The organism is Amycolatopsis sp. NPDC059021 (genome assembly GCF_042739895.1).
In the GTDB taxonomy this organism is placed as follows: domain Bacteria; phylum Actinomycetota; class Actinomycetes; order Mycobacteriales; family Pseudonocardiaceae; genus Amycolatopsis.
Genome location: NZ_JBHYIQ010000077.1, coordinates 1 through 24400, shown reverse-complemented (window position 1 = coordinate 24400; position 24400 = coordinate 1). Strand labels below are relative to the sequence as shown.

Here is a 24400-nt window from a genome sequence, read left to right as displayed (position 1 = left end):
TTGGCGTATGCTTGAGGCGTTCTTGTGCAGTTTTTCTGCACGAGCCGCCGCGTAGGATCGCCGGGGAGGTGTTCAAGATGCTGCGAAGCTTTCGGCTGGGGAACCATCGCTCGTTCCTGGACGAGCAAGAGCTGCTGCTCATGCCTGCGTCGCCGGGTGACGAGCGCCCGGTGGTCCCGGTGACGGCGATCTACGGCGCGAACGCTTCAGGAAAGTCGAACCTGGTGTCCGCGCTGAGGTTCATGCGGGACGCGGTCCGCTTCTCGTTCTCGGACTGGGAAGCTGACGAAGGTGTGCCTCGCCGGCCGTGCCGGCTTTCCGGCGTCGACCGGGAGTCCCCGTCAGCGTTTGTCATCGATCTGGTGGCGGACGGGGTTCGTCACACCTATGGCTTCACGATCGATGATCATCGGGTCCGCGAAGAGTGGCTCTATGCGTATCCGGAGAAGCGCAAGCGGGTCGTCTTCGAACGAGAGGGTGATGACCTCAGGTTCGGCAGCACGGTCGCCGAGCGCAAAGCAACACTTGTCGTGGTCGATGAGCTGATCAGGCCGAACTCCCTTTTCCTGAGCATGGGGGCCAAGCTGGCCCTGGCGCCGCTGATGCCGGTGTACCGGTGGTTCACCGGCCAGCTGAACATCAGGAGTCTTGAAACACGTGACCGGGCACAACGAGTGGCTGACTACGTCGGCACGTACGTCGGTCAGGATCCGCGAAATCACGATCGTGTGGTCGCCCTGCTCAAGGCCGCTGATGTGGGCATCAGCGGCCTTCAGATCGAGGAGACCGGTGCGCCGCCGTCCGGCGTCCGTGGTGTAAAAGGGGACCAGCGTTGGTGGGAACTGAAACTGATCCATGGAGATGGTGCGCAATTCGATTTGACCGACGAGTCGGCGGGAACAAGGAATTGGCTGAATCTTCTGCCCGTCGTCCTGAAGGTCCTCGATGCCGGGCAGGTTCTGCTCGTCGACGAGATCGATAGTAGTCTGCATCCGCTCCTGACGGCCCAGTTGGCGGGTCTGTTCCAGGAGAAGCGAACCAATCCCCGCATGGCTCAGCTGATCTTCACGACACACGACACGAGCCTGCTCGGCACAATGCTGGGGGATCAAGTGCTTGGCCGAGACGAGATCTGGTTCGCGGAGAAGCGTCAGAACGGTTCCACCGAACTGGTCGCGTTGACCGACTTCAAGCCTAGGAAGGAACACAACCTGGAGCGTCGCTATCTGGGTGGAAGTTTCGGCGGTGTCCCCGTTCTCGATCGCCAGGACTTCGTGGACGCGGTATTGCTGTGATGACCCGTCGGGAGAGCATGAGCAGACGGAGACAGGCGCACCGCGAGCCCCGGATCCGGCTGCTGGTGGTGTGCGGCGGGAAGGTGACCGAGCCTGCCTACTTCCGCGGACTGAAACGCCAGACACGCAATCCTTCGATGTCCGTGGTCGTCACGGAGAAGGCTCTGGACCCCGTTTCGCTGGTCCGCTACACCGCGGACAAACGCAGGCGTGAGGCCTACGACGAAGCGTGGTGTGTGGTCGATGTCGACGAGTTCGATCTGGAAAAGGCAGTCATCGCCGCGAGACGGGAGCGTTTGGCACTGGCGATTTCGAACCCGTGCTTCGAGTACTGGCTGCTGCTGCACTTCCAGGATTGTTCGGCGCCGTTGGCCTGCTACGCGGAGGTCAAGAAGCGGCTGCGAAAGTACGTGCCCGGTTATGACAAGACGGCGCTCAGGTTCACGGACTACGCCGACGGCGTCGCGGATGCCATCGAACGCGGCAGGTCGCGCGGAGCTCCTCAGGGTGAAGAGCATTGCCACAACCCCTCCAGCGGAGTCTGGGCGCTGGTCGAGAAGATTCGGTGAACCCGTGCAACCCCGGGCGGCGCCCGTTCCGTCGTAGGGGCGTGGATGGGAAGCAGCTGGTCATCGGAGTCATCGTGCTCGCCGGGGTCGCCTTCGGGGCGGGCAGTTCGCTCGCGGCCGGACAGCACGCGCAGCCGGTCACGCCCGCCGCCCAGCCGGGTCCCGCCCAGCCGGGAACGGAGCAGCCCGCGGCCGAGCCGGTCGGGGTCCAGCTCGATCAGCCGTTCACGCTCCGGGCCGGGCAGGCGGCGGCGTTGGACGACAAGGACGTCGTCGTGCGGTTCACGGAGCTGGTCGACGACTCGCGCTGCCGTCCCGGCATGCAGTGCATTTGGGCGGGCGAGGCGGTCGTCGCGGTCAGCATCGCCGAGCCGGGCCGGGGTGAGCGCACCACGGCCGAACTGCACACCGGGCAGGGCGGGTCGAGCCGGACGGAGTTCGCGGCGCGCCGGATCGAGCTGGTCGCGGTGAACCAGGCAGGGGACGAAGCGACCTTCCGGATCTCGAAGGCCTAGGTCCGCAGCCGGTGCCGGAGGAGTGCGACGGCCTTGCCGAAGAACGGATCGTCGGCCGGGCGGGTCAGGAAATCCGCGAGGGCGAACAGGTCGAGGGCACGGCTGATCTCGTACCAGCCGTCCGGGAGTTCTCCGCCCGCGTCGGCGAAACTCGCGATGAACCCGGCGCGGAAGGCCGGTGGGTGCTCCTCCTGGAAGCGCAGCATGTTGCCGACGTCGAACAGGGGAGAACTCGCGAAGGCGAATTCCCAATCCAGCACGGCGCTCACCGAACCGTCGCCGCGGACCAGCAGGTTCTTGGGATTGAAGTCGGAATGGACGAGCCCGTGCGAACCGCTCACCCGCGTCAGCAGCGGGACCTGCCGCTCCGCGTGCCGGATCAGGGCGTCCTGCTCGGCAAGGGTGAGCGGGACGTCGCCGCCGCGCAGACAGCGTTCGATGAAGGCGGGCAGCTCCGCGGTGGGTTCGGTGCCGTCGGGGACGAGGTCCGGGCCGGTGAAGAAACCCGGGCTGGGGAAGTCGACGGTGCCGATCCCGGCGAGCGCGGCACCGACGGCCCGTCCCAGCCGCTCGGCGGATTCGTCGTCGGCCGTGGGAAGGACGTCGCTGAGCAGGACGCCCGGAACGAACCGCGACAGCAGCACCGGCTGTCCCGCCGCGGTGCCGTCCGGATCGGCCGCCACCACCTCGGCGACCGGGACCGTCCCGGCCAGCCGGACGGCGAGTGCCGCTTCGACGCCGCAGGTGTTGCGGTGCGTGAAGCGCCGCAGAACGTACTGCTCGCCGTCGTCGGTGACGAGCTGGAGGTTGTGATTGCGGAATCCGCCGCGCAACGTCCGTGTCCGCTCGATCCGGCGGCCGGGCAGCACCTCGCCGATCCAGGCGGTCAGTTCCTCGGGCAGCACTCAGTCTCCGAGCGCGTGACCCCAGCCGTCGAGGTAGGCGACCTCGTCCAGCGGGATGCGCCGCGCGGGCGCGAAGTCCGACACCGTCGTGTAGGCCACCGGCAGGAGCCCGACCTGCGTGTAGCCCTCGGGAATGCCAAGGATCTCGGCGGCTTCGGCCTCGTGCTGCAGGTGGTACGTCGTCAGCGTCGAACCGAGCCCGCGCGAACGCAGCGCGAGCTGGAAGTTCCACACCGCGGGGAAGATTCCGCCGTAGAAAGCCGAATCCAGGGCGTTGTCCCCGTGCGGGCGCCCTTGCAGACAGGGGATCACGTACACCGGGACCCGGTCGATGACGTCGATCAGGTGCTTGCCCGAAGCGATCGCGCGGGCCACCGGAAGCTGCTTCACCGTGTCACCGGCGGACTCGATCGCCGCTTCCAGGTAGGCCGTGCCGACGCGCCGGAACAACGTGGCCAGGCGGTCCTTGACGCCCTGATCACGGACGACGAGCCAGCGCCATGCCTGCGCGTTGCCCGGTGTCGGCGCCTGAAGCGCCAATTGCAGGCACTCGCGGAGCACGTCGGCTTCGACCGGGCGGTCGAGGTCGAGTTTCCGCCGCACCGAGCGGGTCGTGCTCAGCAGGTGATCGGTGATCGCGGTGTCCATCCCCAGCCTCCCCGGCGTTCCATGATCGTCCACAGCCGACCCTAGCCCCTCGGGCCGACCGTCCGATCAGGACTCCAGTTCCAGCAGCATCCGGCTGTTGCCCAGAGTGTTCGGCTTGACGTAGGGCAGATCCAGGAACTCCGCGACACCGGGGTCGAGCGACCGCCGCATCTCGTCGTAGACCTCCTGCGTCACCGGCGCGCCGTCGATCTCGACGAAGCCGTGCCCGGCGAAGAAATGGGTCTCGAAGGTCAGCACGAACAGCCGCTTCAGGCCCAGTTCCCGCGCTTCCCCGACGAGCCGCTCGACGAGCGCGTGGCCGATCCCACGCCCGCGCGCGGCCTTGTCGACCGCGACGGTGCGCAGTTCGGCGATGTCCTCCCACAGCACGTGCAACGCCGCGCAGCCGAGCACCTCGTCCGCCGTGTCGGCCACCCAGAACTCCTGGATGGCCTCGTACAGCGTGACCAGCTCTTTCTCCAGCAGCACGCGGCCGGCGTCCGAATCGACCAGTGTCTTGATCTTGCGGACGTCGGCGATGCGGGCACGGCGGATCGTCACCTCACCGGGCGAATCTGGGGGCACGGATCGACCGTATCCGGCGCGGGAGGTCTCCGCTGCGGTGGGTTCCGTGTGTTCGACGGTTCCCCGTATGCTGCTTCGGCGCAGGTGATCAGCTGCTCACGCAGAGGATTCGACAAAGAGGGGGAGCTTTGACGCGCGCCGGATGGGACCCGTTCCAGGCCGCGGAGGCCCAGGCGTCGGCCGGGAGGACGACGATGCTGGCCGCGCCGGACGGGGTGTCGTGGCTGCTCGTCCCGGGACGGCCGTGGCAGTGGAGCGCCCGTGGCGGCGCCTGGCAGTTCGGGCAGCCGCCCGCCGATCCGGGATACCGGGGCGCCACCCGGCTGGTGCCGCCGCCGGGACCCGCGCCGTCGGCCCCGCCGCCGGTGCCTCCGCCCGCGTACGGGCCGCCGTCCAGTCAGGTGCCGGTGGGGCCGCCGGGCCCGCCGTCCGGGCCGCAGAACAGGGCCGTCCCGCCGCCCCTGCCGCCTCCGCTGCCCGCCGGGCCTCCGCCCGCGAGCCCGCCGCCCCTGCCGAACACCCCGCCGCCGCTGCCCGCGCCCGTGGCCGCCGCGCCACCCGCTCGCCCCGCCGTCGTGGTGGAGAACCTCCGCGGCGGGACCCGGTTCGTGGCCGGGCCGGAGTCGGCGCTCGCGTTCATCGACCGGGCCGTCCGCATCATCGGCTGGGCGGACGGGACCCGGCACGCGGAGCACTCGGGTCCGGCGGATCCGCCGCCGCCCGAACCGGAGCCGCCGGAGGGTGGCAGCCAGCACGGTCTGCTCGACAACATGGCCGCGCACAGCCGATCCGTGACCCTCGACCTGCTCGCCGCCGGAAACCGCTTTCGGAGGTCGAGTCAGCAGCGGAAACAGCAGGAGGATTACGAGCGCGCCTATCAGCAGTGGCAGCTCGACTACCAGGAGTGGGAGCGGCGGCAGCGTGAGGCGGAGCTGCGCACGGCGGGGCAGGAACAGCCGAACCCGCTGATCCTGTTCGTCGGCAAACCACACACCGGGCAGCGTCGGCTGTTTCGCGCAGTCTCCGAGGCGTTGTACGCCGCGGGCGTGAGCGTCAGCGCGCCCGCGAACGTCACCGGGCGGGAACTGCTCGGTGGCAAGGAGAACCCGTCGGCGGAAGCGGAGTTGCGGAGGACGATCGAGCGCTACGACGACGCCGAGGTGCCGCCGTCGGTGTTGATCGAAGAAGCCGACGTGTTGTTCGACGGCGCGTCCGGTGGTGTCATCCGCTACCTCCGCGACCTCGCGCACGATCAGGACAGCTGCCGGGTCGTCGCCTTCGCCGGGACCGAGGCCATGCTGTCCCTGCTCAAGGCGGAGGCGCCGGAGCTGATCCCGCGGCTGCTCGTCCATCCGATGCCGGACCTGTCCCAGCCCGCGACGGTGTCCGCGCTGCTCGACATCTTCAGCGCCGAGCGGTCGATCGTCATGGCGCCCCCGGTGCGGGAGCGGCTCGCCGGGCTCGCGCAGGCGGGCCGCACGACGGAGAACGCCAGGGACGTCGAGGCGTTGCTCGCCGCGGCCAGCCAGCACGCCATCGGCCGGGGCGCGACACCGGGCGGCCCCGTGCACATCGAACCGGCCGACGTCGAGCAGCTCGCGCAGTCGGTGCGGGCCAAGGGCGGCAAGACGATCGAGGAGCTGCTCGCCGAACTGGACGGGATGATCGGGCTCGCGTCGGTGAAGCAGCGGGTGCGGTCCTTGGTCGACGAAATGGCGATCGACGCCCGGCGTCGCGAGGCGGGACTGCGGGTGGCCACGCGCAGCCGTCATCTGCTCTTCACCGGAAATCCGGGCACCGCGAAGACGACGGTGGCGCGGCTCGTCGGCCAGATCTACCAGGCGCTCGGGGTGCTCTCGAAGGGACACGTCGTCGAGGTGGCTCGCACCGACCTCGTCGGCGAGTTCCTCGGCCACACCGCGCCGAAGACCCGCGAGGTGTGCGAGCGGGCGATGGGCGGCGTGTTGTTCCTGGACGAGGCGTACAACCTCGTCAGCGACAAGGACGACGAGTTCGGCCGCGAGGCGGTCACCGAGTTGTTGCTGCAGATGGAGAACAACCGCGACGGCTTCGTCGTGTTCGCGGCGGGTTACCCCAAGGAGATGGACGATTTCCTGGAAAGCAATCCGGGCCTGCGCTCGCGGTTCGCGGGCCGGGTGGAGTTCCCGGATTACTCCAACGAGGAACTCGCCGGCATCTTCCGGGTGATCGCCGAGAGCCAGGGCTACCGGCTGGCCGACGACGCGGTGGCGGCGCTGCCCGACGCCGTCCGCACCATCCCGCGCGGCCGGGGTTTCGCGAACGGCCGTTCGGCACGGGGACTGCTGGAGGCGGCGATCGCCAAACAGTCCTCACGCCTGGCCGCTTCGCCGGACACCGACGCCGCCGAGCTGGAAGTCCTGGTCGCGGCCGACCTGCCGGGCGTGGGCGAGTCCGGTGTCGGGATGACCGACGACGGTGGCCCGCGGCGGAGTCTCGAGGACCTGCTGTCCGAATTGGACGGAATGATCGGGCTCGCGTCGGTGAAACAGCGGATCCGCTCGCTGGTCGACGAGATGGCCATCGACAAACGCCGCCGCGAAGCCGGGATGCGCGTCGGGGCACGCACCAGGCATCTCGTGTTCACCGGTAATCCGGGGACGGCGAAGACCACGGTGGCCCGGCTGATCGGACAGATCTACCGGGAACTTGGCGTCCTGTCCTCGGGGCATCTCGTCGAGGTCACCAGCCCCGACATGCTCGGGCAGTATCTGGGCGAAACGTCTCCGAAGACGCGTGACGTGTGCCAGCGCGCGGTCGGGGGTGTGCTGTTCATCGACGAGGCGTACAACCTTGCGGGCGCGAAAGGGAAGTACGCTGACTACGGTGCCGAAGCTGTAGCGGAGTTGTTGGTGCAGATGGAAAACCACCGGGAAGACCTGGTGGTCATCGCCGCGGGGTATCCCCAGGAGATGGACAACTTCCTGGAGACCAACCCCGGTCTGCGGTCCCGGTTCGCGAACCGGGTGGAGTTCCCGGACTACTCCAACGAGGAACTCGAAGGCATTTTCCGTGTCATGGCGGAGAAACAGGGCTATCGGCTGGGCGAAGATCTCGAAGGCGCCCTCCCCGAGGCGATCCGCCGGATTCCGCGCGGCCGGGGCTTCGCGAACGGCCGTTCCGCGCGGGGCCTGCTGGAGGCGGCGACCGCGCAGCAGTCGAGCCGTCTGGTGGAGCAGCCCGACGCGGAGCTGGACGTGCTGGTCGCCGCGGATCTGCCGGGTGCCGGGGAATCCGGCGTCGGGATGGCGGACGACGGCGGTCCGCGGCGGAGCCTGGACGAGCTGCTGTCCGAATTGGACGGAATGATCGGGCTGGCGCCGGTGAAGCAACGTGTCCGCTCGCTGGTCGACGAGATGGCGATCGACAAACGCCGTCGCGAGGCGGGTCTGCCGGTGTCGGCCCGTAGCCGCCATCTGGTGTTCACGGGCAATCCGGGGACGGCGAAGACGACGGTGGCGCGGTTGATCGGGCAGATCTACCGGGAACTCGGTGTGCTGCCGTCCGGTCACCTGGTGGAGGTCACCAGCCCGGACCTGTTGGGCCAGTACTACGACGACGCCGCGCAGACGACGCGTGACGTGTGTGAGCGCGCGGTCGGCGGGGTGCTGTTCATCGACGAGGCGTACAACCTCACGGAAAAGGCCGCGGGGAACGACGTCGTCGCGGAATTGCTGGTACAGATGGAAAACCACCGCGACGACCTGGTGGTGATCACGGCCGGGTACCCGAAGGAGATGGACGAGTTCCTGGAGACGAACCCGGGCCTGCGGTCGCGGTTCGCGGGCCGGGTGGAGTTCCCGGACTACTCCGACGAGGAACTGGCCGCCATCTTCCGTCTGATGGCGGGGAACCAGAAGTACCGGCTCGCCGGGGACATGGCGAACGCGTTGCCCGAAGCGGTCCGGCGCATTCCGCGTGGCCGGGGTTTCGCCAACGGCCGCTCCGCGCGGGTGCTGCTGGAGGCGGCGATCGCCCGGCAGTCCGGCCGTCTCGCGACGCAGCCGGACGCCGAACTGGACGTCCTGGTGGCCGCGGATCTTCCGGAGGCGGGCGAATCCGGCGTCGGGGTCGCGGACGATGGTGGTCCGCGGCGGAGTCTGGACGAGCTACTGTCCGAATTGGACGGAATGATCGGGCTGGCGCCGGTGAAGCAACGGGTCCGCTCGCTGGTCGACGAGATGGCGGTGGACAAACGCCGCCGCGAGGCCGGGATGGCCGTCACCACCCGGACCCGGCACCTGGTGTTCACCGGGAACCCCGGCACGGCGAAGACGACGGTGGCGCGGTTGATCGGGCAGATCTACCGGGAACTCGGCGTGCTGCCGTCCGGGCAGCTGGTCGAGGTCACCAGCCCGGACCTGATCGGTGAGTACGTCGGCCGTACCGCGCCGAAGACGCGCGACGTGTGTGAGCGTGCGGTCGGCGGAGTGCTGTTCATCGACGAGGCCTACAACCTCGCCGGGGATTCGTTCGGGGACGAGGCCGTCGCGGAGTTGCTGGTACAGATGGAAAACCACCGGGACGACCTGGTGGTGATCGTGGCCGGGTACCCGAAGGAGATGGACAGCTTCCTGGAAACCAACCCGGGGCTGCGGTCGCGGTTCGCGGGCAAGGTCGACTTTCCCGACTACGCGAACGAGGAACTCGAAGGAATCTTCCGCCTCATGGCGGCCAAGCAGGGCTACCGGCTCGCCGAGGACATGGCGAGCGCGTTGCCCGAGGCGGTCCGGCGTATCCCGCGGGGGAGGGGTTTCGCGAACGGCCGGTCGGCTCGCGGGCTGCTGGAGACCACCATCGCCAAGCAGTCGAGCCGGGTCAGCGGCACCGACGGCGCGGAGCTGGACCTGCTCGTCGCCGCGGACCTGCCGGGCTCGGGCGAGGCCGGGGTCGCGGTCGCCGACGACGCGGGGCCCCGGCGCGGGCTCCAGGAGCTGATGGCCGAACTCGACGGCATGATCGGCCTCGACGGCGTCAAGCAGCGGGTGCGTTCGCTGGTCGCCGAAACCCGGCTGGACGCGCGGCGCCGCACCGCGGGCCTGCCGGTGTCGGCACGCAGCAGGCATCTCGTGTTCACCGGCAACCCGGGCACCGCCAAGACGACCGTGGCCCGGCTGATGGGGCAGATCTACCGGGAGCTGGGCGTGCTGCCGTCGGGGCATCTGGTCGAGGTGACCAGCCCGGACATGATCGGCGAGTACATCGGGCGGACCGCGCCGAAGACCCGCGAGGTGTGCGAGCGCGCGGTCGGCGGCCTGCTGTTCATCGACGAGGCCTACAACCTCGTCCAGGGCTACGAGAACGACTTCGGCAAGGAAGCCGTCGCCGAACTGCTGGTGCAGATGGAGAACCACCGCGACGACCTGATCGTCATCGCGGCGGGCTACCCGGCCGACATGGAGCGCTTTCTCGACAGCAACGCCGGGCTGCGTTCGCGGTTCGGCGGCACCGTCGAGTTCGCCGACTACACCGACGACGAACTCGCGGGGATCTTCACCGCGATGGCGGCCAAGCAGGGCTACCGGCTCGCCCCCGACCTCGTCGCGGCGTTGCCGCAGGTGATGGCCGGGATCGACCGGGGCGCCGGGTTCGCCAACGGACGGTCCGCGCGCGGGCTGCTCGAACAGGCGATCAGCGCGCAGGCGATGCGGCTCGCCGGGCCCGAAGTGGATCTCGAACAGCTGCCGGACGAGGACCTGACCCTGCTGACGATGGGCGATCTGCCGCGCCAGCTACCCTGAACGTCGTGCCTTCTCCCACCACAGAGCCCGACAGTGGCGTCACCGGCCGACGCGTCTCCTTGCTGACCCTGGGCTGCGCCCGTAACGAGGTCGACTCCGAGGAGCTCGCCGGCCGTCTCGCCGCCGGTGGCTGGGAGCTGACCGCGGAGCCCGAGGATTCCGACGTCGTGGTCGTCAACACCTGCGGGTTCGTCGAATCGGCCAAAAAGGACTCGGTCGACACGCTGCTCGCCGCGTCCGACACCGGCAAGAAGGTCGTCGCGGTCGGCTGCATGGCCGAGCGCTACGGCCACGAACTCGCCGAGAGCCTGCCCGAGGCCGACGCGGTACTCGGCTTCGACCACTACGCCGACCTCTCCGAGCGGCTCGGCGACGTCGTGGCGGGGCGCAAGATCGCCGCGCACACGCCGTCGGACCGGCGCAAGCTGCTGCCGATCAGCCCGGTGCAGCGGCCCGCCGCGGCCGAGACGGTCGAGGTGCCGGGCCACGCCCAGCACGGCTGGGGCCCGCGCGTGCTGCGCACCCGGCTCGACTCCTCGCCGGTGGCGGCGCTGAAGATCGCCTCCGGCTGCGACCGGCGCTGCTCGTTCTGCGCGATCCCGTCGTTCCGCGGTTCCTTCGTGTCCCGGCAACCGGAGGAGATCATCGCCGAGGCGCGGTGGCTCGCCGAGCAGGGCGTCAAGGAGCTGTTCCTGGTCAGCGAGAACTCGACCTCCTACGGCAAGGACTTCGGCCGGGACGGCGCCCGCGCGCTGGAGCTGCTGCTGCCGCGCCTGGCCGAGATCGAGGGCATCGACCGCGTCCGCGTGTCGTACCTCCAGCCCGCCGAGACCCGGCCGCAGCTGGTCAAGGCCATCGCCACCACGCCGGGGGTCGCGGACTACTTCGACCTGTCCTTCCAGCACTCCAGCGAGCAGGTGCTGCGGCGGATGCGCCGCTTCGGCTCGACCGACTCCTTCCTCGCGCTCACCGAGCAGATCCGCGAGTACGCCCCGGCCGCGGGCATCCGCACCAACGTCATCGTCGGGTTCCCCGGCGAGACCGAGGAGGACCTCGCCGAGCTGGAGCGCTTCCTCACCGGTGCCCGGCTCGACGCGGTCGGCGTCTTCGGCTACTCCGACGAGGACGGCACCGAGGCCGAGACGTTCGACGGCAAGCTCGACCCCGCCGAGGTCGCCGAGCGGGTCTCGCGGATCTCCGCGCTGGTCGAGGAGCTGACCGCGCAGCGGGCCGAGGATCGCATCGGCGACTTCGTCGAGGTGCTCGTCGAGCAGACCGGTGAGGACGGCGACGACCCCACCGGCCGTGCCGCGCACCAGGCGCCCGAGGTCGACGGCGAATGCGTCCTGCTGGACGCGCCCGCCTCGCTCGAGGTCGGTGACCTGATCCGCTGCGAGGTGGTCGACTCCGCGGGCGTCGACCTCATCGTCCGGCCCGTACCGGACGCCGACCGGTGAGTGCCCTGCCGAGCGACGCGGGCGAGGGCAGTGCGCAGCACGGCCACGACGCACACGCCCCGGCCCACGTCCCGGAGCCGACCCCGGTCCCGACGCTCAACATCGCGAACCTGCTGACGTTGTCGCGGCTGGTGCTGGTGCCGCTGTTCGTCGCCGCGCTGTTCATCGGCGACGGCACCGACACCTTCTGGCGCGCGATCGCGACCGGGCTGTTCGTCGTCGCTTCGGCCACCGACCAGGTGGACGGCTGGGTCGCCCGCCGCTACGGGCTGATCACCGACTTCGGCAAGATCGCCGACCCCATCGCGGACAAGGCCCTGATCGGGGCCGCGCTGATCGGGCTGAGCCTGCTCGGCGAGCTTTCGTGGTGGGTGACGATCGTGATCGCCTTCCGCGAAATCGGCGTGACCCTGCTGCGGTTCTGGGTGATCCGGCACGGTGTCATCCCGGCCAGCCGCGGCGGCAAGGCGAAGACGATGACCCAGATCGTCGCGATCGTCGCGTACCTGCTGCCGCTGCCCGCGGGCGCCGCGCCGGTGCGCTGGGTGCTGATGGGACTCGCGGTGGCACTGACCGTGGTGACCGGGCTCGACTACCTCGTCCGCGCCGTCCGGCTGCGCGCCGCCGGCCGCCGGGCCACCGGAGCCTGAGCCGATGGAAGCCGCGGAACTCGTGACATCGCTCATCGAACGCGGTGAGACGGTCGCCACAGCGGAATCCCTCACCGCCGGTCTCGTGTGCGCGACGCTGACCGGCGTGCCCGGTTCGAGCGCGGTGGTCCGCGGCGGGCTGATCGTGTACGCCACCGACCTCAAGGCCGCACTGGCCGGAGTCGACAGGGCGCTGCTGGCCGAACACGGCGCCGTCCACCCCGAAGTGGCCGCCCAGCTGGCCGAGGGCGCCCGCGATCGCTGCGGCGCGACCTGGGGGCTCGGCCTCACCGGGGTCGCCGGACCGGCCGCACAGGACGGCGTCGCGCCGGGCACCGTGTATGTCGCGCTCGCCGGGCGGGGAACACGGACTGTGCGTACCCTCGGCCTCGACGGCGGCCGCGAACGGATCAGGACCGAAGCGGTGCGTGCGGTGTTCGCGCTGCTCGGGGAACATCTGCGCTGAATCGCGCGTTCGCCCTTGGCGTACGGACGTGTCAACTCCTGCATCCAGGGCGCCGCTCTGGGTAACGTAGGGGGTACCAGTTCGGAAGGGAGGCGCGTGATGACCGTGCTGTTGCGTGAGGCGATCGGTGATCGGCTCCGTCATGCCCGCACCAATCAGCGTCGTACGCTGCGCGACATCTCCCGCGCCGCCAAGGTCAGCCTCGGATACCTCTCCGAGGTGGAGCGCGGGCAGAAGGAGGCGTCCAGCGAACTGCTGGCGTCCATCTGCGAGGCTTTGGACCTTCCGCTCGGTGAGCTGCTCTACAACGTCGCGGCCGATGTGTCGGCCCTCGACACGGTCGAGGTCGCCCAGGTCGACGAGCGTGCCGAGGCTGTGCCGCGGGAGACCGTGCCGGAGCGCGGCGCCGCCGCGGAGGCTTCGGTGGCCGGTGGCTTCGAGGGGGGCAGGCTGATGTCCGAGCTGATCGGCAACGACCTGGCCGACCTGCAGATGTCCCCGGCCCAGCGGATGAGCCCGACGCTGCGCACGACGATCGGCGCGCCGAAGCTCGCGTCGATCATCGCCGCATAGAGAGGGACTCGCGAGTGGGCGAGGTGTGTTCGCGGAAAGCGCGAACATGCCTCGCTCGTCGTGTTTTCTGAGGGTGCAACCCCCAGGCCCCGCCCGGGGGCACGCCCCCGGACCCCCGCGGTGGTCGCCTCGTGTGGGGATGTCCCGAACGCTGGTGTTCCTGCACCAAGGGACGCCTTCGGTGCGGTGGGTGTGACAAGGGAGGCCCTCGGTGCATTGAACGCACCAGGGGCGTCCCTCGGTGCGGCGGCGTACGCCCTGGACAGCGCCGTCCCGCTGCTGGGGATGTATCGAAGCGAAGGCGGAGGCGTCTCGAACGCGTCGTTCGGGACGATCAACGTCCGTTACGCGTCGTTCGCGACATGCGCGCCACGGCGCCACGCGGATGCGACCGGTCCGCCGTCGCAGCGATCCCGGACGCACCGAGGGACGCCTTCGGTGCGGTGGGTGTGACAAAGGCCCCCTTCGGTGCACCGGACGCACCGGGGGCGTCCCTCGGCACCGTCGAGGACTCCTGGACCGTCCTCGCATGTCACAGGTCCGCGACGCCCTGGGAGCCGGAACAGCCTTGCTGACCTCACGCAACGCGCTCGGAGTGTTCCGCTGCGCAGTACACCGAGGTACCGCCCGAGCGGGTCCGGCGACCACGCAGAGTCAGGGTTAGCCCTGATTTACGCCGGGTCGCCTGGAACGCCGGGGGATGACCTGACACGATGGAACCCAACGCCGGGGTCGGGACGTTGCATGAGCAGGGGAGCGACGCCCCACCGACCGGTACTCAAGCCAGTGGGACGCAAGAAGGCAGGCGGAGGAGATGGCCAACCCGTTCGTGAAGTTCTGGAAGTACATGATGGCGGCGTTCTCGTCGAAGATCGACGAGCACGCCGACCCGAAGGTACAGATCCAGCAGGCCATCGAGGAGGCTCAGCGCAACCACCAGGCGCTGACCCAGCAGGCCGCTTCCGTGATCGGCAACCAGCGGCAGCTGGAGATGAAGCTCAACCGGCAGCTCGGCGAGGTCGAGAAGCTGCAGTCCTCGACGCGCCAGGCGCTGGTGCTCGCGGACGAGGCGCGGAACAAGGGTGACGAGCAGAAGGCCGTCGAGTTCGAGAACGCCGCCGAGAGCTTCGCCGCGCAGCTGGTCACCGCCGAGCAGAGCATCGAGGACCTGAAGACGCTGCACGACCAGTCGCTGCAGGCCGCCGCGCAGGCCAAGCAGGCCGTCGAGCGCAACGCCACGATGCTGCAGCAGAAGCTGGCCGAGCGCACCAAGCTGCTGTCCCAGCTGGAGCAGGCGAAGATGCAGGAGCAGGTCTCCGCCTCGCTGAACCAGATGAGCGAACTCGCCGCGCCGGGCAACACGCCGTCGCTGGAAGAGGTCCGCGACAAGATCGAGAAGCGCTACACCACGGCGCTGGGCCAGGCCGAACTCGCCCAGAACTCGGTGCAGGGCCGCATGATGGAGGTCCAGGCCTCGACGACGCAGCTGGCCGGGCACTCGCGGCTCGAGCAGATCCGCGCCTCCATGCGCGGCGACTCGGTGGCCCAGGTGACCGACGGCGGCAAGTCCGCCGCCGCTGCGCCCAAGCCCGCCGCGAGCAGCTCCGCGGACATCCAGCGCGAGATCCAGGCCCGCGTCCAGGCCGAGCAGGGCAAGAACCCGGCCTGACGCGCCGGGCAGACCATCACACAGGGGGCTGGGCATGGGAGACCGCAGAAGGCGGGACTGGCGCGGGGAGTACAACGATCTCAGCGCCAAGCTCGAGAAGCACATCGAGCGGTTGCCCGACTACGCCCAGCGCGCCCAGGAGAAGCTGCAACGGTACTTCCCGCCGGACGAGCAGTCCGGCGGGAAGCCCGCGCAGCGGCCCCCGATGCCTGCCCGCCCGCCGATGCCCCGGCGTCCCGCGATGCCCCCGGTGCAGCGGCTGGCCGGGATGTCCCTGTCCTCGATGGCCGAGCAGGTCCCGGTGGTGGCCGACGCCAAGGCCAAATGGGACCGCTGGAACCAGCCCGCGGCCAAGCTGGAACGCCGGAAGCGCCGCGCCTCGCGCGCGATGACGCTGTGGATCCTGCTCACCATCCTGTGCGGGATCTACATGGTCGCGGCCGGGACCGGCGTGCTCAACGCCGCCGGAGCCGCCCAGATCCCGCAGGCGATCGCGGCACTGGCCGGGGTCGTCGTGTTCGGTACCTTCGGCGTCCGGTCGGGGATGCGGCTGCGTTCCCTCAACCGCGTCGAGCTGCCGGCCGCTCCCGCCGGCCCGCCGCCGCTCCCGCCCGCCGGTTCGATGGCGCGGCAGCCGATGGAGCGGCTGGCCGAGAGCGAGGCGTCGCTGGCCGAGTTGCTGCGCCAGCTGTCCACGCCGTCCTCGGCCGGGGTCGCCGCCGTGCCGGACATCTCCGTCGCCGACGCCCGCAACACCGCCGACGAGGCGGCCAAGGCGTTGCGCGGTCTCGCCGATCGGATCCAGGCGCTCGAACGCGGCCGTGATGCCGCCCCGGCGCGGGAGAAGTCCGCGCTCGAAGCCGCCGTGCGGAAGATGCGTGAACAACTCGACGACGGTCTCGACGGCTACGGCGCGTTGCTCGCCGCCGCCGGTCGCGCGGTCGCCGCGAGTGGGGACGGCGGGCTCGGCGCCTCGAAGGACGCGCTCACCGACGCCACCGATCGGCTCGCCGGTCTCGCGATGGCGCTGCGCGAACTGTCTTCCTGAGACACTTCCCGTTCCCCGGAACCGGACGCGCCCGGCGGCGTGCCCGGCGATCGTGGCCGCGTTTCACCCCGGCGTCACCGCCTGTTCATCGTGCGGTACCGAAACACTCGCGTAATCAGAATCGTCTGGCTACGGAAACGCGTGATGCGTAACGTTTTCGTCATGCATGGACAGGTGGCACCAGAACGGAAGTGCGCGATGCACTAGAGGTTCACCGGCGCCGACCGTACACAGTGGACGCTTTCTCGATCACGCCGAGGAAAGGACGCCCCGTGAACACGATTCCGCCGGATCCCGAGCCCGTACCTTCCCCGCCACCCAGTGCGCACCAGCGAGTCCTGGCGGCGTTCGAGCGCATCGCCGAACTGGACCGCCCGGAAATCTGGACCACCCTCCGCGCCCAGGAAGACGTCCTCGTCGACGCGAAGGCCGTCGACGAGCGCATTCGCGCAGGTGAGGAGCTTCCGCTCGCGGGCTCGCTGCTCGCGGTGAAGGAAGGCATCGACGTCGCCGGGCTGCCCACCGTGGCGGCTCGTCCGTCCTCTTCGTCCCTGCCCGAGGTGAGTGCCACCGCGGTCTCGCGGCTCACCGCCGCGGGCGCGGTCGTGCTCGGCAAGACCGATCCGCGGCAGCTCGCGGCCGACCCGCTCGACGTCGCCAGCGGGGTGGCGGTGGCGGTCTCGCTCGGGATCGTCGATCTATCGCTGGGCACCGATCTCACCGGGGCCGGCCGGGTGCCCGCCGCGCTGAACGGCGTCGTCGGGCTCAAGCCCACGCCCGGGTTGGTGCCGGTGACCGGCATTTCGCTGGAGCGCTCCTGCGACGGCGTTGCGGTCTTCGCCCGCGGGCTCGTCGAAGCGCAACGCGCCGTGGGGCTCATGACCGGTCCGGACTGTCGTGCCTGGCCCGCCGACGTCCGGTTCGGGGCGGGGGAGCACCCGCGGCTCGCCGTGCCGGACGATGACTGGCTCCGATCGCTGGCCGCACCCGCGCGGCTCGCGCTCGGCACCGCGGCCGCCGCTCTGCGGGCGTCCGGGGTGGTGGTCGAGCCGTGCAGCCTCAAAGCATTCCGGGAAGCCGGGGAGAAGCGTGTATGGGAAGGCCATGACGCGCTCCTGCTGCCGACCCTCCCCGAGCATCCCGATGTCGCCGCGGTCCGGGTGCCGTCGCGGCCCGGCGAGCAGGGGCCGTCCGGGGTCACCGTGGTGACCAGGGCCTTCGACGATCAGCTCGCTCTGGATCTCGCGGCCGTCCTCACCGGTGAGCCGCCCTCGCTCTGCTCGGCGCCCGCTGCCGACCTGGTCGTGTTCGGGGCTCATCTGCGCGGGCAGCCGCTCAACACCCGGCTCGTCGCACTGGGCGCGCGATTCATGAGCCCGGTGCGGACGGCCGAGCGGTACCGCATGGTGTTGCTGCCGACCGAACCACCGCAGCCGGGTGTCGTGCCCGCAGGGGACAACGGGCTCGACGGCGAACGGTGGCGGCTCTCGCCTGCGGCGCTGGGCCGCTTCGCCGCCGATCTGCCCGAACCGTTCGTACTCGGCCGGATCGAGCTGGAGGACGGCACTTGCCCGCAGGCCGTGCTGTGCGAGGCCTCGGCGGCCGACGGCGCCGAAGACCTGGCGCGCTACGAGTCGTGGCGCGGCTATCTGCGGTTCGTCAGTACCGCCGGGCCGCGAGACCCCGGGTGACCCGTCGCACCAGCCCGGGGCCGTGCAAGGCGAACCCGGTGTAGAGCTGGACGAGGCTCGCTCCGGCGTCGAGCATGCGCGCGGCGTCGCCGGCACCGAGGATGCCGCCGACGCCGATGATCGGCAGCCTGCCCTCGGTCCGTTCGTGCACGAACCGGACGACCTCCAGCGCGCGGGCGGTCAGCGGGCTGCCGGACAGCCCGCCCGCTTCCTCACCGAGCCCGGCTTCGGCAGGGACGATCCCTTCGCGGCCGAGCGTGGTGTTGGTGGCGATGATGCCCGCGACGCCGTGTTCGAGGCAGACCTCGAGAAGTTCGGCCAGCGCCTCGTCGGTCAGGTCCGGCGCGACCTTGACCAGCAGCGGCGTCGGCGGCCGTCCGGCTTCCTCGGCGAGCGCGCCCGACGTGAGCCGCAGTTCGGTGAGCAACTCCGCGAGTGCGGCGCGGTCCTGCAGCGCGCGCAGGCCGGGCGTGTTCGGGGAACTGACGTTGATCGCGAAGTAGTCCGCGTACGGGTGCAGCGCGCGCAGCGAGAAGCGGTAGTCCTCGACGGCCTCGTCGAGCGGGGTCACCTTCGACTTGCCGATGCTGATCCCCAGCGGGACACCGGGCTTTCCGCCCGCGGCGAGCCGCACGGCCAGCGCCTGCGCGCCCTCGTTGTTGAAGCCCATCCGGTTGATCACCGCGTCGGTCACCGGCAGGCTGAACAGCCGCGGCTTCGGATTGCCCGGCTGCGCGTGCCGGGTCACCGTGCCGACCTCGACGAACCCGAACCCCAGCGCGGGCCACGCGGCCAGCGCGCGCCCGTTCTTGTCCATCCCGGCGGCGAGGCCGACCCGGTTGGGGAAGCGCAGGCCGAGCACCGTCACGGGGTCGTCGGTGCGGTAGACCTTCTCGAGTGCCTTCAGCGCGGGCGAGACACGGCTCAGCCTGGCGAGCGCGGCGACCGTCCGTTCATGCACCAGCTCGGGGTCGTGGTAGGCCACCCGGTACAGCGCCGGACGGACGATCTTCTCGAAGAGCACGGCGTCCATGCTGCCTCATCGCCGTGCCGGCGCTCGCACAGGTGGTGCCCGGCGTGAACCAGCCCTCAGCGGCTGGCCTTCCACTCGTGGTCGAGCATCGCGAAGACGAGCTCGTCGGTCCACTCGCCCTTGACCATCTCGTTCTCCCGCAGATGCGCTTCCTTGCGCATGCCGAGCCGCTCCATCAACGCCGCCGACGCCGTGTTGCGGCCGTCGCAGCGGCCGCGGATCCGGTGCAGGCCGAGATCCTCGAAGCCGAGCCGCAGCAGTTCGGTCGCCGCCTCGGCGGCCAGCCCCTTGCCGTGGTGATCGGGATGGAAGACGAAGCCGATCTCGCCCTGCCGGTGCTCGGCGCTGAGGTACTCCAGGTTGAGGTCGCCGATGAGCTGCCCGGTCGACGCGAGCTCGACCGCGACGGCGAGGAGCTGGCCCTCCCCGGACAGGGTCGAGCTGTGCACGCGTTTGGCCAGCGCGGCGGCCGATTCGGCGCGGCTGCGCGGACCCCAGTAGAGGTAGCGGGCGACGTCGGCCCTGGACTGGAAACTGTTCAGCGCGTCGAGATCTTCGGGCCTGAACGGGCGCAGCAGCAGACGTTCCGTGGTGATCGGATAGTCGGGCCTGAGCATGCCGTTCAGGCTAGTCACGAGAGGTCCGTTCGGGGGAATCTCGCAAGCCCTTCTTCGCCCAAGGCCGAACTCCGATCGCCGGACGGTCGGCACGGCCGGTTGGACGGCCGCGCGGTGCTGACCACAGTCGTGCTGATTCAAGATATGGGTAACCCCCGGCGTGCCTCCCGGACGCCGTCAACGTCCGGGCCCGAGCCGGACTGGAGCTCGGGTACGCCGGGGGCCCGGTGGCTGCCTGGTATTCGCAGTGGTCACGCAGTACGTGACCGATAGCAGGCAGCACACGAAGCAGGCGATGAGCCGAAGGTGGCTCGCGTTGTATCGCTGCTCAAGGTCCTATCGTGTGCCATCCGCTAGCGGACAGCCACCTCACGAGTCCTTTGGGAATACAACTTAGGACCACCTCCTTTCTCGTGTACCGCCACGCTATGCGAAGTCCCCGGTCGTCGGCAACGTGATTTCGTTGATCTCCTTCAGCAGTGCGGTCTTCCGCTCCCGCGCGAGGAACGACACCTCGACCGCGCTCCGGGCGAGCCGGGCGATTTCGGGCACGGTCAGCCCCAGGGTTTCCGCCACCGCAAGGTATTCGCCGTTCAGCGTCGCCCCGAACATCGGCGGGTCGTCGGTGTTGATCGTGACGACGACGCCGTGGTCGAGCATGCGGCGCACGGGATGGGCCCCGATCGAGCCGACCTGCCCGGTGCGGACGTTGGACGTCGGGCACACTTCGAGCGGAATCCGGTGTGCCGCAAGGTATTCCAGCAGTGCCGGATCCCCGGCGCAGCTGGTCCCGTGGCCGATCCGCTCGGCACCGAGGTCGTGGATCGCCGACCAGATCGTCGCGGGCCCGGTGGTCTCGCCGGCGTGCGGGACGCTGTGCAGCCCGGACTCCCGCGCCGCGGTGAAGAACGGTTCGAACTGCGCGCGCCCGACGCCGATCTCCGGCCCGCCGAGGCCGAACGACACGAGCCCTTCGGGCCGTTCGCGCAACGCGAACGTGAGAGTTTCCCGCCCGGCCTTGACGCCCTTCTCACCCGGAATGTCGAAGCACCAGGCCAGTTCGACGCCGTGGTCCGCCGCCGCGGCGGCCCGGCCGGTCTCCAGCCCGGTCAGCAGGTCGTCGGCGGACATCCCGTCGAGCAGGTGGTTGTACGGGGTCGCGGTGACCTCGGCGTAGCGCGCGTTCTGCGCCGCGAGATCGGCGGCCAGCCCGGTGACCAGGGTGTGGACGTCGTGCCGGTCGCGCACCAGCGAAGTGACCGCCAGGTACACCTTCAGGAAGTGCGCGAAGTCGCGGAAGGTGAAGAACGCGGCCAGTTCGGCCGCCTCGGTGGGGACGCCCGCGGCGGGGCGCCGCCGGGCCAGTTCGAGCACGGTCGGCAGGCTCGCCGAGCCGACCAGGTGGACGTGGAGTTCGGCCTTGGGCAGGGCCCGCACGTATGCGCGTAGCGCCTGCCCGGTCAGGATTTCGGGCATGACAAAGCTCCCTGAGTCTTCGGCAATGAGGTGACGTGCGAAAGGAAGGCGGTGCTCAGGGAGCGAGGTCGCCGCGCTCGGTGTCGGCCCCGTAGAGCGGGAGCTTGAACGTCGTCACGTCGCGGATACTACCGGCTCGGGGCGGGTCCCGGCTGGCATTTCGGGCAGTACCAGGTGGGCCTGCGGTACACGTCGTCGCCCTGGGTGCCGACCAGGACCCGGCCGCCGCAGCGGAAACAGCCCTGGCGGGTGCGCTCGTAGACCCAGTTCCGGCGGCCGCGGGCGAGTTCGCCGGTGGTGCTCTGCTCGTGCCGCCAGGCGTTGGCCAGCAACAGTTTCCTGGCGAGCGCCACGGCCTTCGCGGTGTCCACTTCGGACACCGGGGTCCACGGGCTCACCTTGAGCAGGAAGCAGATCTCGACCTTGTACAGATTGCCCACACCGGCCATGACTCGTTGATCGAGGAGTGCGAGGCCAAGTTCGCGGCCGGGATCCGCGGCGAGTGCCGCCGCCGCGCGCCGCGCGTGCTCGTCCGTCCACTGTGGATCGAGCAGGTCCGGGCCGAGGTGGGCCACCAGGGACCGCTCTTCGGCGGTGGGCACGAGTTCGAGGTCGTGCACCCGGAACCCGATCGCCTGGACGTCCTTCGCCGCCAGGATCACGCGGGCGTGATGGCCGGGATGACGCCACTTCGCCCCGGCGGGATAGATGTCCCACGTGCCGTCCATCCGCAGGTGGCTGTGCAGCGTCAGGTCCCCGGAGAACCGGGTGAACAGATGCTTCCCGACTGTCCCGGTCCCCAGCACGTCGCGGCCCGCGAGGTCCGCAGTGGCCAGTGCGGGATGCCGGAATTCCCCGCGTACCAACGTCTTCCCGGCGAGCGCCTTGTCGAGGAGTTTCCCGGCGAGGAAGACGGTGTCACCTTCGGGCACGGTTCACCCCGCGTTGCCGGTGACTTCCGCCGTTTCGCCGGCGCCGGTCTCCTCGACGTCGTCCTCGCCCTTGACGCGGTGGCGGCCCGCCCGGCTCGACCGCAGGATCTTCGCCAGCACCATGTTGAAGGTCAGCGCGATCTCCTGCGCGCCGGGGGAGTGCCATTCGTGGATCGGGCTGCACGCGCCCTGCGCCTGCTGCACGGCGAGGCGGTCGGTGATCGCGGTCGGCATCACCAGCGGGCCGAAGTTCTCGCGCAGCTCGGCGATCCGGAACTGGTGCTCGTACGAGCGGACGCGCAGCCGGTTGACCAGTACCCCGATCGGGCGCAGATCGGGGTTGTTCTCCTTGCGGATCTTCTCGATGGCTTCGAGCGCGCGCTGCGCCCCGGCGACCGCGTACATGGTCGGCTCGGTGACGATCAGCGCGCTGTCCGCGGCGACGAGCGCGGATTTGGTGAGCCTGCCCAGCGACGGCGGGCAGTCGATGATCACCAGGTCGTAGGGTGTCTCCCTGATCGGCGCGCGGTGCAGTTCGTCGAGCGCGCGGGAGAGGTTCTCCAGCCTGCGGGAGTCGGCGTCGGGTTCGTTGAGCTGCTCCAGCTCCTCGGCGCCGACGAGGACGTCGACCTCGTCGCTCCAGACGCTCGGCGCGATGGCGCGTTCGAGCACCGCGCGCTGCGGGGTCTCGAGGACGTCGGCCAGCGTGGCGTCGGTGAACGGCGGATCGAGCGAGGTGGTGGCGTTGCCCTGCGGGTCGAGATCCGCGACGAGTGTCCTCGTTCCCCTACGCAGCGCAGCGGACGCTACACCGAGAGCGACCGTCGTTTTGCCGACGCCTCCCTTGAGGCTGAGAACGGCGACCGTGTGCACTCGATACAGCCTACGGGCTGACCGGGGTGGCCTTGCCCAGCAAGGTGTCGAACGCCGCAGCGAGATCGCGGGCGCCCGCGGTGCGCAGCCGGTGCAGCGGCGCGCAGGCACCCTGGGCCTGTGCGACGGCGGCGCGGTCCGGCAGCACCGGGTCGAGCACGAGGCCGTCGAAGGTCTCGCGGAGCTCGTTCACCCGGAAGGTGTGTTCGGTGGACCGCGGTTTCACCCGGTTGACGATTACCCCGAGCGGCCGTAGCCGCGGATTGTGCTGCTCGCGCTCGGCTTCGACGGCCTCGGCGGCGCGTTGCACGCCGGAAACCGCGAACAGCGAAGGCTCGGTGACCAGCAGGGCGGCGTCGGCCGCGACGAGCGCGGAGCGGGTCAGCCTGCCCAGCGACGGCGGGCAGTCCAGCAGCGTGAGCGGGTACGGATCGGGCAGTTCGCCGAGCGCGGTGGCCAGCCTGCCGAGACGGCGCGAGCCGGGTTCGGGGTCGTTGAAGGCCTCGGCCTGTTCGGAACCGACCAGCACGTCGACGCCCTCGCCCCAGGCGCTGCGGGTGATCGCGGACGTGACCACCTGGCGGCGCGGGGTGGCGAGGACGTCGGCCATCGTGTTCTTCACCGGGCCGGGGTCGAGCGCGGCGGTGGCGTTGCACTGCGGGTCGAGATCGGCGACCAGCGTGCGGATCCCGCGGCCCAGCGCGGCGGAGGCGAGGCCGAGCGCGACGGTCGTCTTCCCGACGCCGCCCTTGAGGCTGAGTACCGCGATGGTGGGCACGGTGTGCAGCCTAACCGTGAGGCGCGGGTGAGGCGCGGGTGAGCGGAGGGCGGGCACTACGCTGTGCGGCTATGAAGACCGACACCGTGGCCGCCCGAGGTTCGGGGGTGGTTCGCCGGGTGCTCGAGGCGGAGCTGAAGGCCGCCCGCGCGCGGGGCGTGGAGCAGCCGAGCGTCGTCGACGTCGGCGGTGGCAGCGGCGGCTGGGCCGTGCCGTTCGCCTCGGCGGGGTGCCTGGTCACCGTGGTCGAGCCGAACCCGAACGCGCTGGCGACGCTGCGGCTGCGTGCCGAAGAGGAGGGCGTCTCGCACCGCATCACCGTGATCGCGGACGATTCGGACGCCCTCGCCACCCATGTGGCCGCCGGATCGGCGGACCTGGTGCTGGCCCACGGCCTGCTCGAAGTCGTCGACGACCCGGCGGCGGTGCTCGGCGCGCTGGCCTCCGCCGCCGCGCCGGGCGGGGCCGTGTCGATTCTGGTCGCGAACCGGCACGCCGCCGTGCTGCACCGCGCGCTGGCCGGCCGGATCGCCGAGGCGCAGGCCCTGCTGGCGAGCGCCGACGGGGTCGTGCCGGACGGCCGGGACACCGTGTTGCGGCGCTTCGACAGCGAGAGCCTGCGGGCCCAGCTCGTCGCCGCCGGTCTCGAAGTGACCCTGCTGCAGGGCGACCGGATCGTCTCCGACGTCGTGCCCGGCGAGGTCCGCGAAGATGAACTGGCCGAGTTCGAACAGGCCGCCTCCGCCGTCCCGGCGTTCCGCGACGTCGCCGGACGCCTCCACGCCCTGGCCCGCCACCCATAGTGTGCCGTGAAGGCCTCCTTCACAGCGTTGAGCGCCG

General features: G+C 70.3%; 21 protein-coding genes. 12 read left to right on the top strand and 9 right to left on the bottom strand.

Annotation, left to right across the window (positions count from 1 at the left end; all coding sequences use genetic code 11):
• The first annotated feature begins 77 nt into the window (after window positions 1-77).
• The 3 genes from ACFWX1_RS34445 to ACFWX1_RS34435 are packed head-to-tail and all read left to right on the top strand — an operon-like array spanning window position 78 to window position 2379.
• Window positions 78-1295, top strand: a complete 1218-nt coding sequence (locus ACFWX1_RS34445) for an ATP/GTP-binding protein (RefSeq protein WP_378393978.1) — start codon at window positions 78-80, stop codon at window positions 1293-1295.
• A 17-nt stretch (window positions 1296-1312) separates the two neighbouring features.
• Window positions 1313-1864, top strand: coding sequence for an RloB family protein (locus ACFWX1_RS34440; protein WP_378393954.1), 552 nt, complete (start codon window positions 1313-1315; stop codon window positions 1862-1864).
• 41 nt (window positions 1865-1905) lie between these two features.
• Window positions 1906-2379, top strand: coding sequence for a hypothetical protein (locus tag ACFWX1_RS34435; protein WP_378393953.1), 474 nt, complete (start codon window positions 1906-1908; stop codon window positions 2377-2379).
• Here ACFWX1_RS34435 and ACFWX1_RS34430 read toward each other — a convergent pair.
• The 3 genes from ACFWX1_RS34430 to ACFWX1_RS34420 all read right to left on the bottom strand — a co-directional run bounded on the left by ACFWX1_RS34430 (window position 2376) and on the right by ACFWX1_RS34420 (window position 4517).
• Window positions 2376-3284, bottom strand: coding sequence for a phosphotransferase family protein (locus tag ACFWX1_RS34430; protein ID WP_378393952.1), 909 nt, complete (start codon window positions 3282-3284; stop codon window positions 2376-2378). The two genes, ACFWX1_RS34435 and ACFWX1_RS34430, sit on opposite strands and share 4 nt — an antisense overlap.
• On the bottom strand, window positions 3285-3932 hold the full coding sequence (locus tag ACFWX1_RS34425) for a nitroreductase family protein (protein ID WP_378393950.1): 648 nt from the start codon (window positions 3930-3932) through the stop codon (window positions 3285-3287). It lies immediately after the preceding gene.
• 66 nt (window positions 3933-3998) lie between these two features.
• Window positions 3999-4517: an amino-acid N-acetyltransferase gene (locus ACFWX1_RS34420; protein WP_378393949.1), complete on the bottom strand. Its 519-nt coding sequence runs from the start codon at window positions 4515-4517 to the stop codon at window positions 3999-4001.
• A gap of 128 nt (window positions 4518-4645) precedes the next feature.
• Between ACFWX1_RS34420 and ACFWX1_RS34415 the strand changes: the two genes are divergently transcribed.
• The 8 genes from ACFWX1_RS34415 to ACFWX1_RS34380 all read left to right on the top strand — a co-directional run bounded on the left by ACFWX1_RS34415 (window position 4646) and on the right by ACFWX1_RS34380 (window position 17851).
• On the top strand, window positions 4646-10297 hold the full coding sequence (locus tag ACFWX1_RS34415) for an AAA family ATPase (RefSeq protein ID WP_378393948.1): 5652 nt from the start codon (window positions 4646-4648) through the stop codon (window positions 10295-10297).
• A 5-nt stretch (window positions 10298-10302) separates the two neighbouring features.
• Window positions 10303-11754 (top strand): 30S ribosomal protein S12 methylthiotransferase RimO, encoded by a 1452-nt coding sequence (rimO, locus tag ACFWX1_RS34410; protein WP_378393947.1) that lies wholly within the window; start codon window positions 10303-10305, stop codon window positions 11752-11754.
• Entirely contained in the window at window positions 11751-12404 is a 654-nt protein-coding gene (gene pgsA, locus ACFWX1_RS34405; protein ID WP_378393946.1) for a CDP-diacylglycerol--glycerol-3-phosphate 3-phosphatidyltransferase, read from the top strand. Before rimO ends, pgsA begins: the two co-directional genes overlap by 4 nt.
• Before the next feature lie 4 nt (window positions 12405-12408).
• On the top strand, window positions 12409-12870 hold the full coding sequence (locus ACFWX1_RS34400; RefSeq protein WP_378393945.1) for a CinA family protein: 462 nt from the start codon (window positions 12409-12411) through the stop codon (window positions 12868-12870).
• 99 nt (window positions 12871-12969) lie between these two features.
• The gene (locus tag ACFWX1_RS34395) at window positions 12970-13443 is read left to right on the top strand and encodes a helix-turn-helix domain-containing protein (RefSeq protein ID WP_378393943.1); all 474 of its coding nucleotides are present in this window, start codon (window positions 12970-12972) and stop codon (window positions 13441-13443) included.
• An 814-nt stretch (window positions 13444-14257) separates the two neighbouring features.
• A complete protein-coding gene (locus ACFWX1_RS34390) occupies window positions 14258-15112 on the top strand; it encodes a PspA/IM30 family protein (RefSeq protein WP_378393942.1) in 855 nt (284 codons plus the stop codon).
• Window positions 15113-15146: 34 nt separating this feature from the next.
• Window positions 15147-16160: a hypothetical protein gene (locus ACFWX1_RS34385; RefSeq protein WP_378393941.1), complete on the top strand. Its 1014-nt coding sequence runs from the start codon at window positions 15147-15149 to the stop codon at window positions 16158-16160.
• A gap of 272 nt (window positions 16161-16432) precedes the next feature.
• Window positions 16433-17851: an amidase family protein gene (locus ACFWX1_RS34380; protein ID WP_378393940.1), complete on the top strand. Its 1419-nt coding sequence runs from the start codon at window positions 16433-16435 to the stop codon at window positions 17849-17851.
• On the opposite strand, the gene ACFWX1_RS34375 is transcribed toward ACFWX1_RS34380, so the two are convergent.
• The 6 genes from ACFWX1_RS34375 to ACFWX1_RS34350 all read right to left on the bottom strand — a co-directional run bounded on the left by ACFWX1_RS34375 (window position 17820) and on the right by ACFWX1_RS34350 (window position 23560).
• Window positions 17820-18875 (bottom strand): quinone-dependent dihydroorotate dehydrogenase, encoded by a 1056-nt coding sequence (locus ACFWX1_RS34375; RefSeq protein WP_378393977.1) that lies wholly within the window; start codon window positions 18873-18875, stop codon window positions 17820-17822. The two genes, ACFWX1_RS34380 and ACFWX1_RS34375, sit on opposite strands and share 32 nt — an antisense overlap.
• Window positions 18876-18940: 65 nt before the next feature.
• Window positions 18941-19501, bottom strand: a complete 561-nt coding sequence (locus ACFWX1_RS34370) for a GNAT family N-acetyltransferase (RefSeq protein WP_378393939.1) — start codon at window positions 19499-19501, stop codon at window positions 18941-18943.
• A gap of 426 nt (window positions 19502-19927) precedes the next feature.
• Window positions 19928-20977, bottom strand: a complete 1050-nt coding sequence (gene add, locus ACFWX1_RS34365; protein WP_378393938.1) for an adenosine deaminase — start codon at window positions 20975-20977, stop codon at window positions 19928-19930.
• 128 nt (window positions 20978-21105) lie between these two features.
• Complete coding sequence (locus ACFWX1_RS34360; RefSeq protein WP_378393937.1) at window positions 21106-21909, bottom strand: DNA-formamidopyrimidine glycosylase family protein; 804 nt, start codon at window positions 21907-21909, stop codon at window positions 21106-21108.
• A gap of 3 nt (window positions 21910-21912) precedes the next feature.
• Window positions 21913-22782 (bottom strand): ParA family protein, encoded by an 870-nt coding sequence (locus tag ACFWX1_RS34355; protein ID WP_378393936.1) that lies wholly within the window; start codon window positions 22780-22782, stop codon window positions 21913-21915.
• A gap of 10 nt (window positions 22783-22792) precedes the next feature.
• Window positions 22793-23560 (bottom strand): ParA family protein, encoded by a 768-nt coding sequence (locus ACFWX1_RS34350; RefSeq protein ID WP_378393935.1) that lies wholly within the window; start codon window positions 23558-23560, stop codon window positions 22793-22795.
• Window positions 23561-23631: 71 nt separating this feature from the next.
• Here ACFWX1_RS34350 and ACFWX1_RS34345 point away from each other — a divergent pair, with 71 nt between their 5' ends.
• Complete coding sequence (locus tag ACFWX1_RS34345) at window positions 23632-24363, top strand: methyltransferase domain-containing protein (protein WP_378393934.1); 732 nt, start codon at window positions 23632-23634, stop codon at window positions 24361-24363.
• The last annotated feature ends 37 nt before the right edge of the window (window positions 24364-24400 follow it).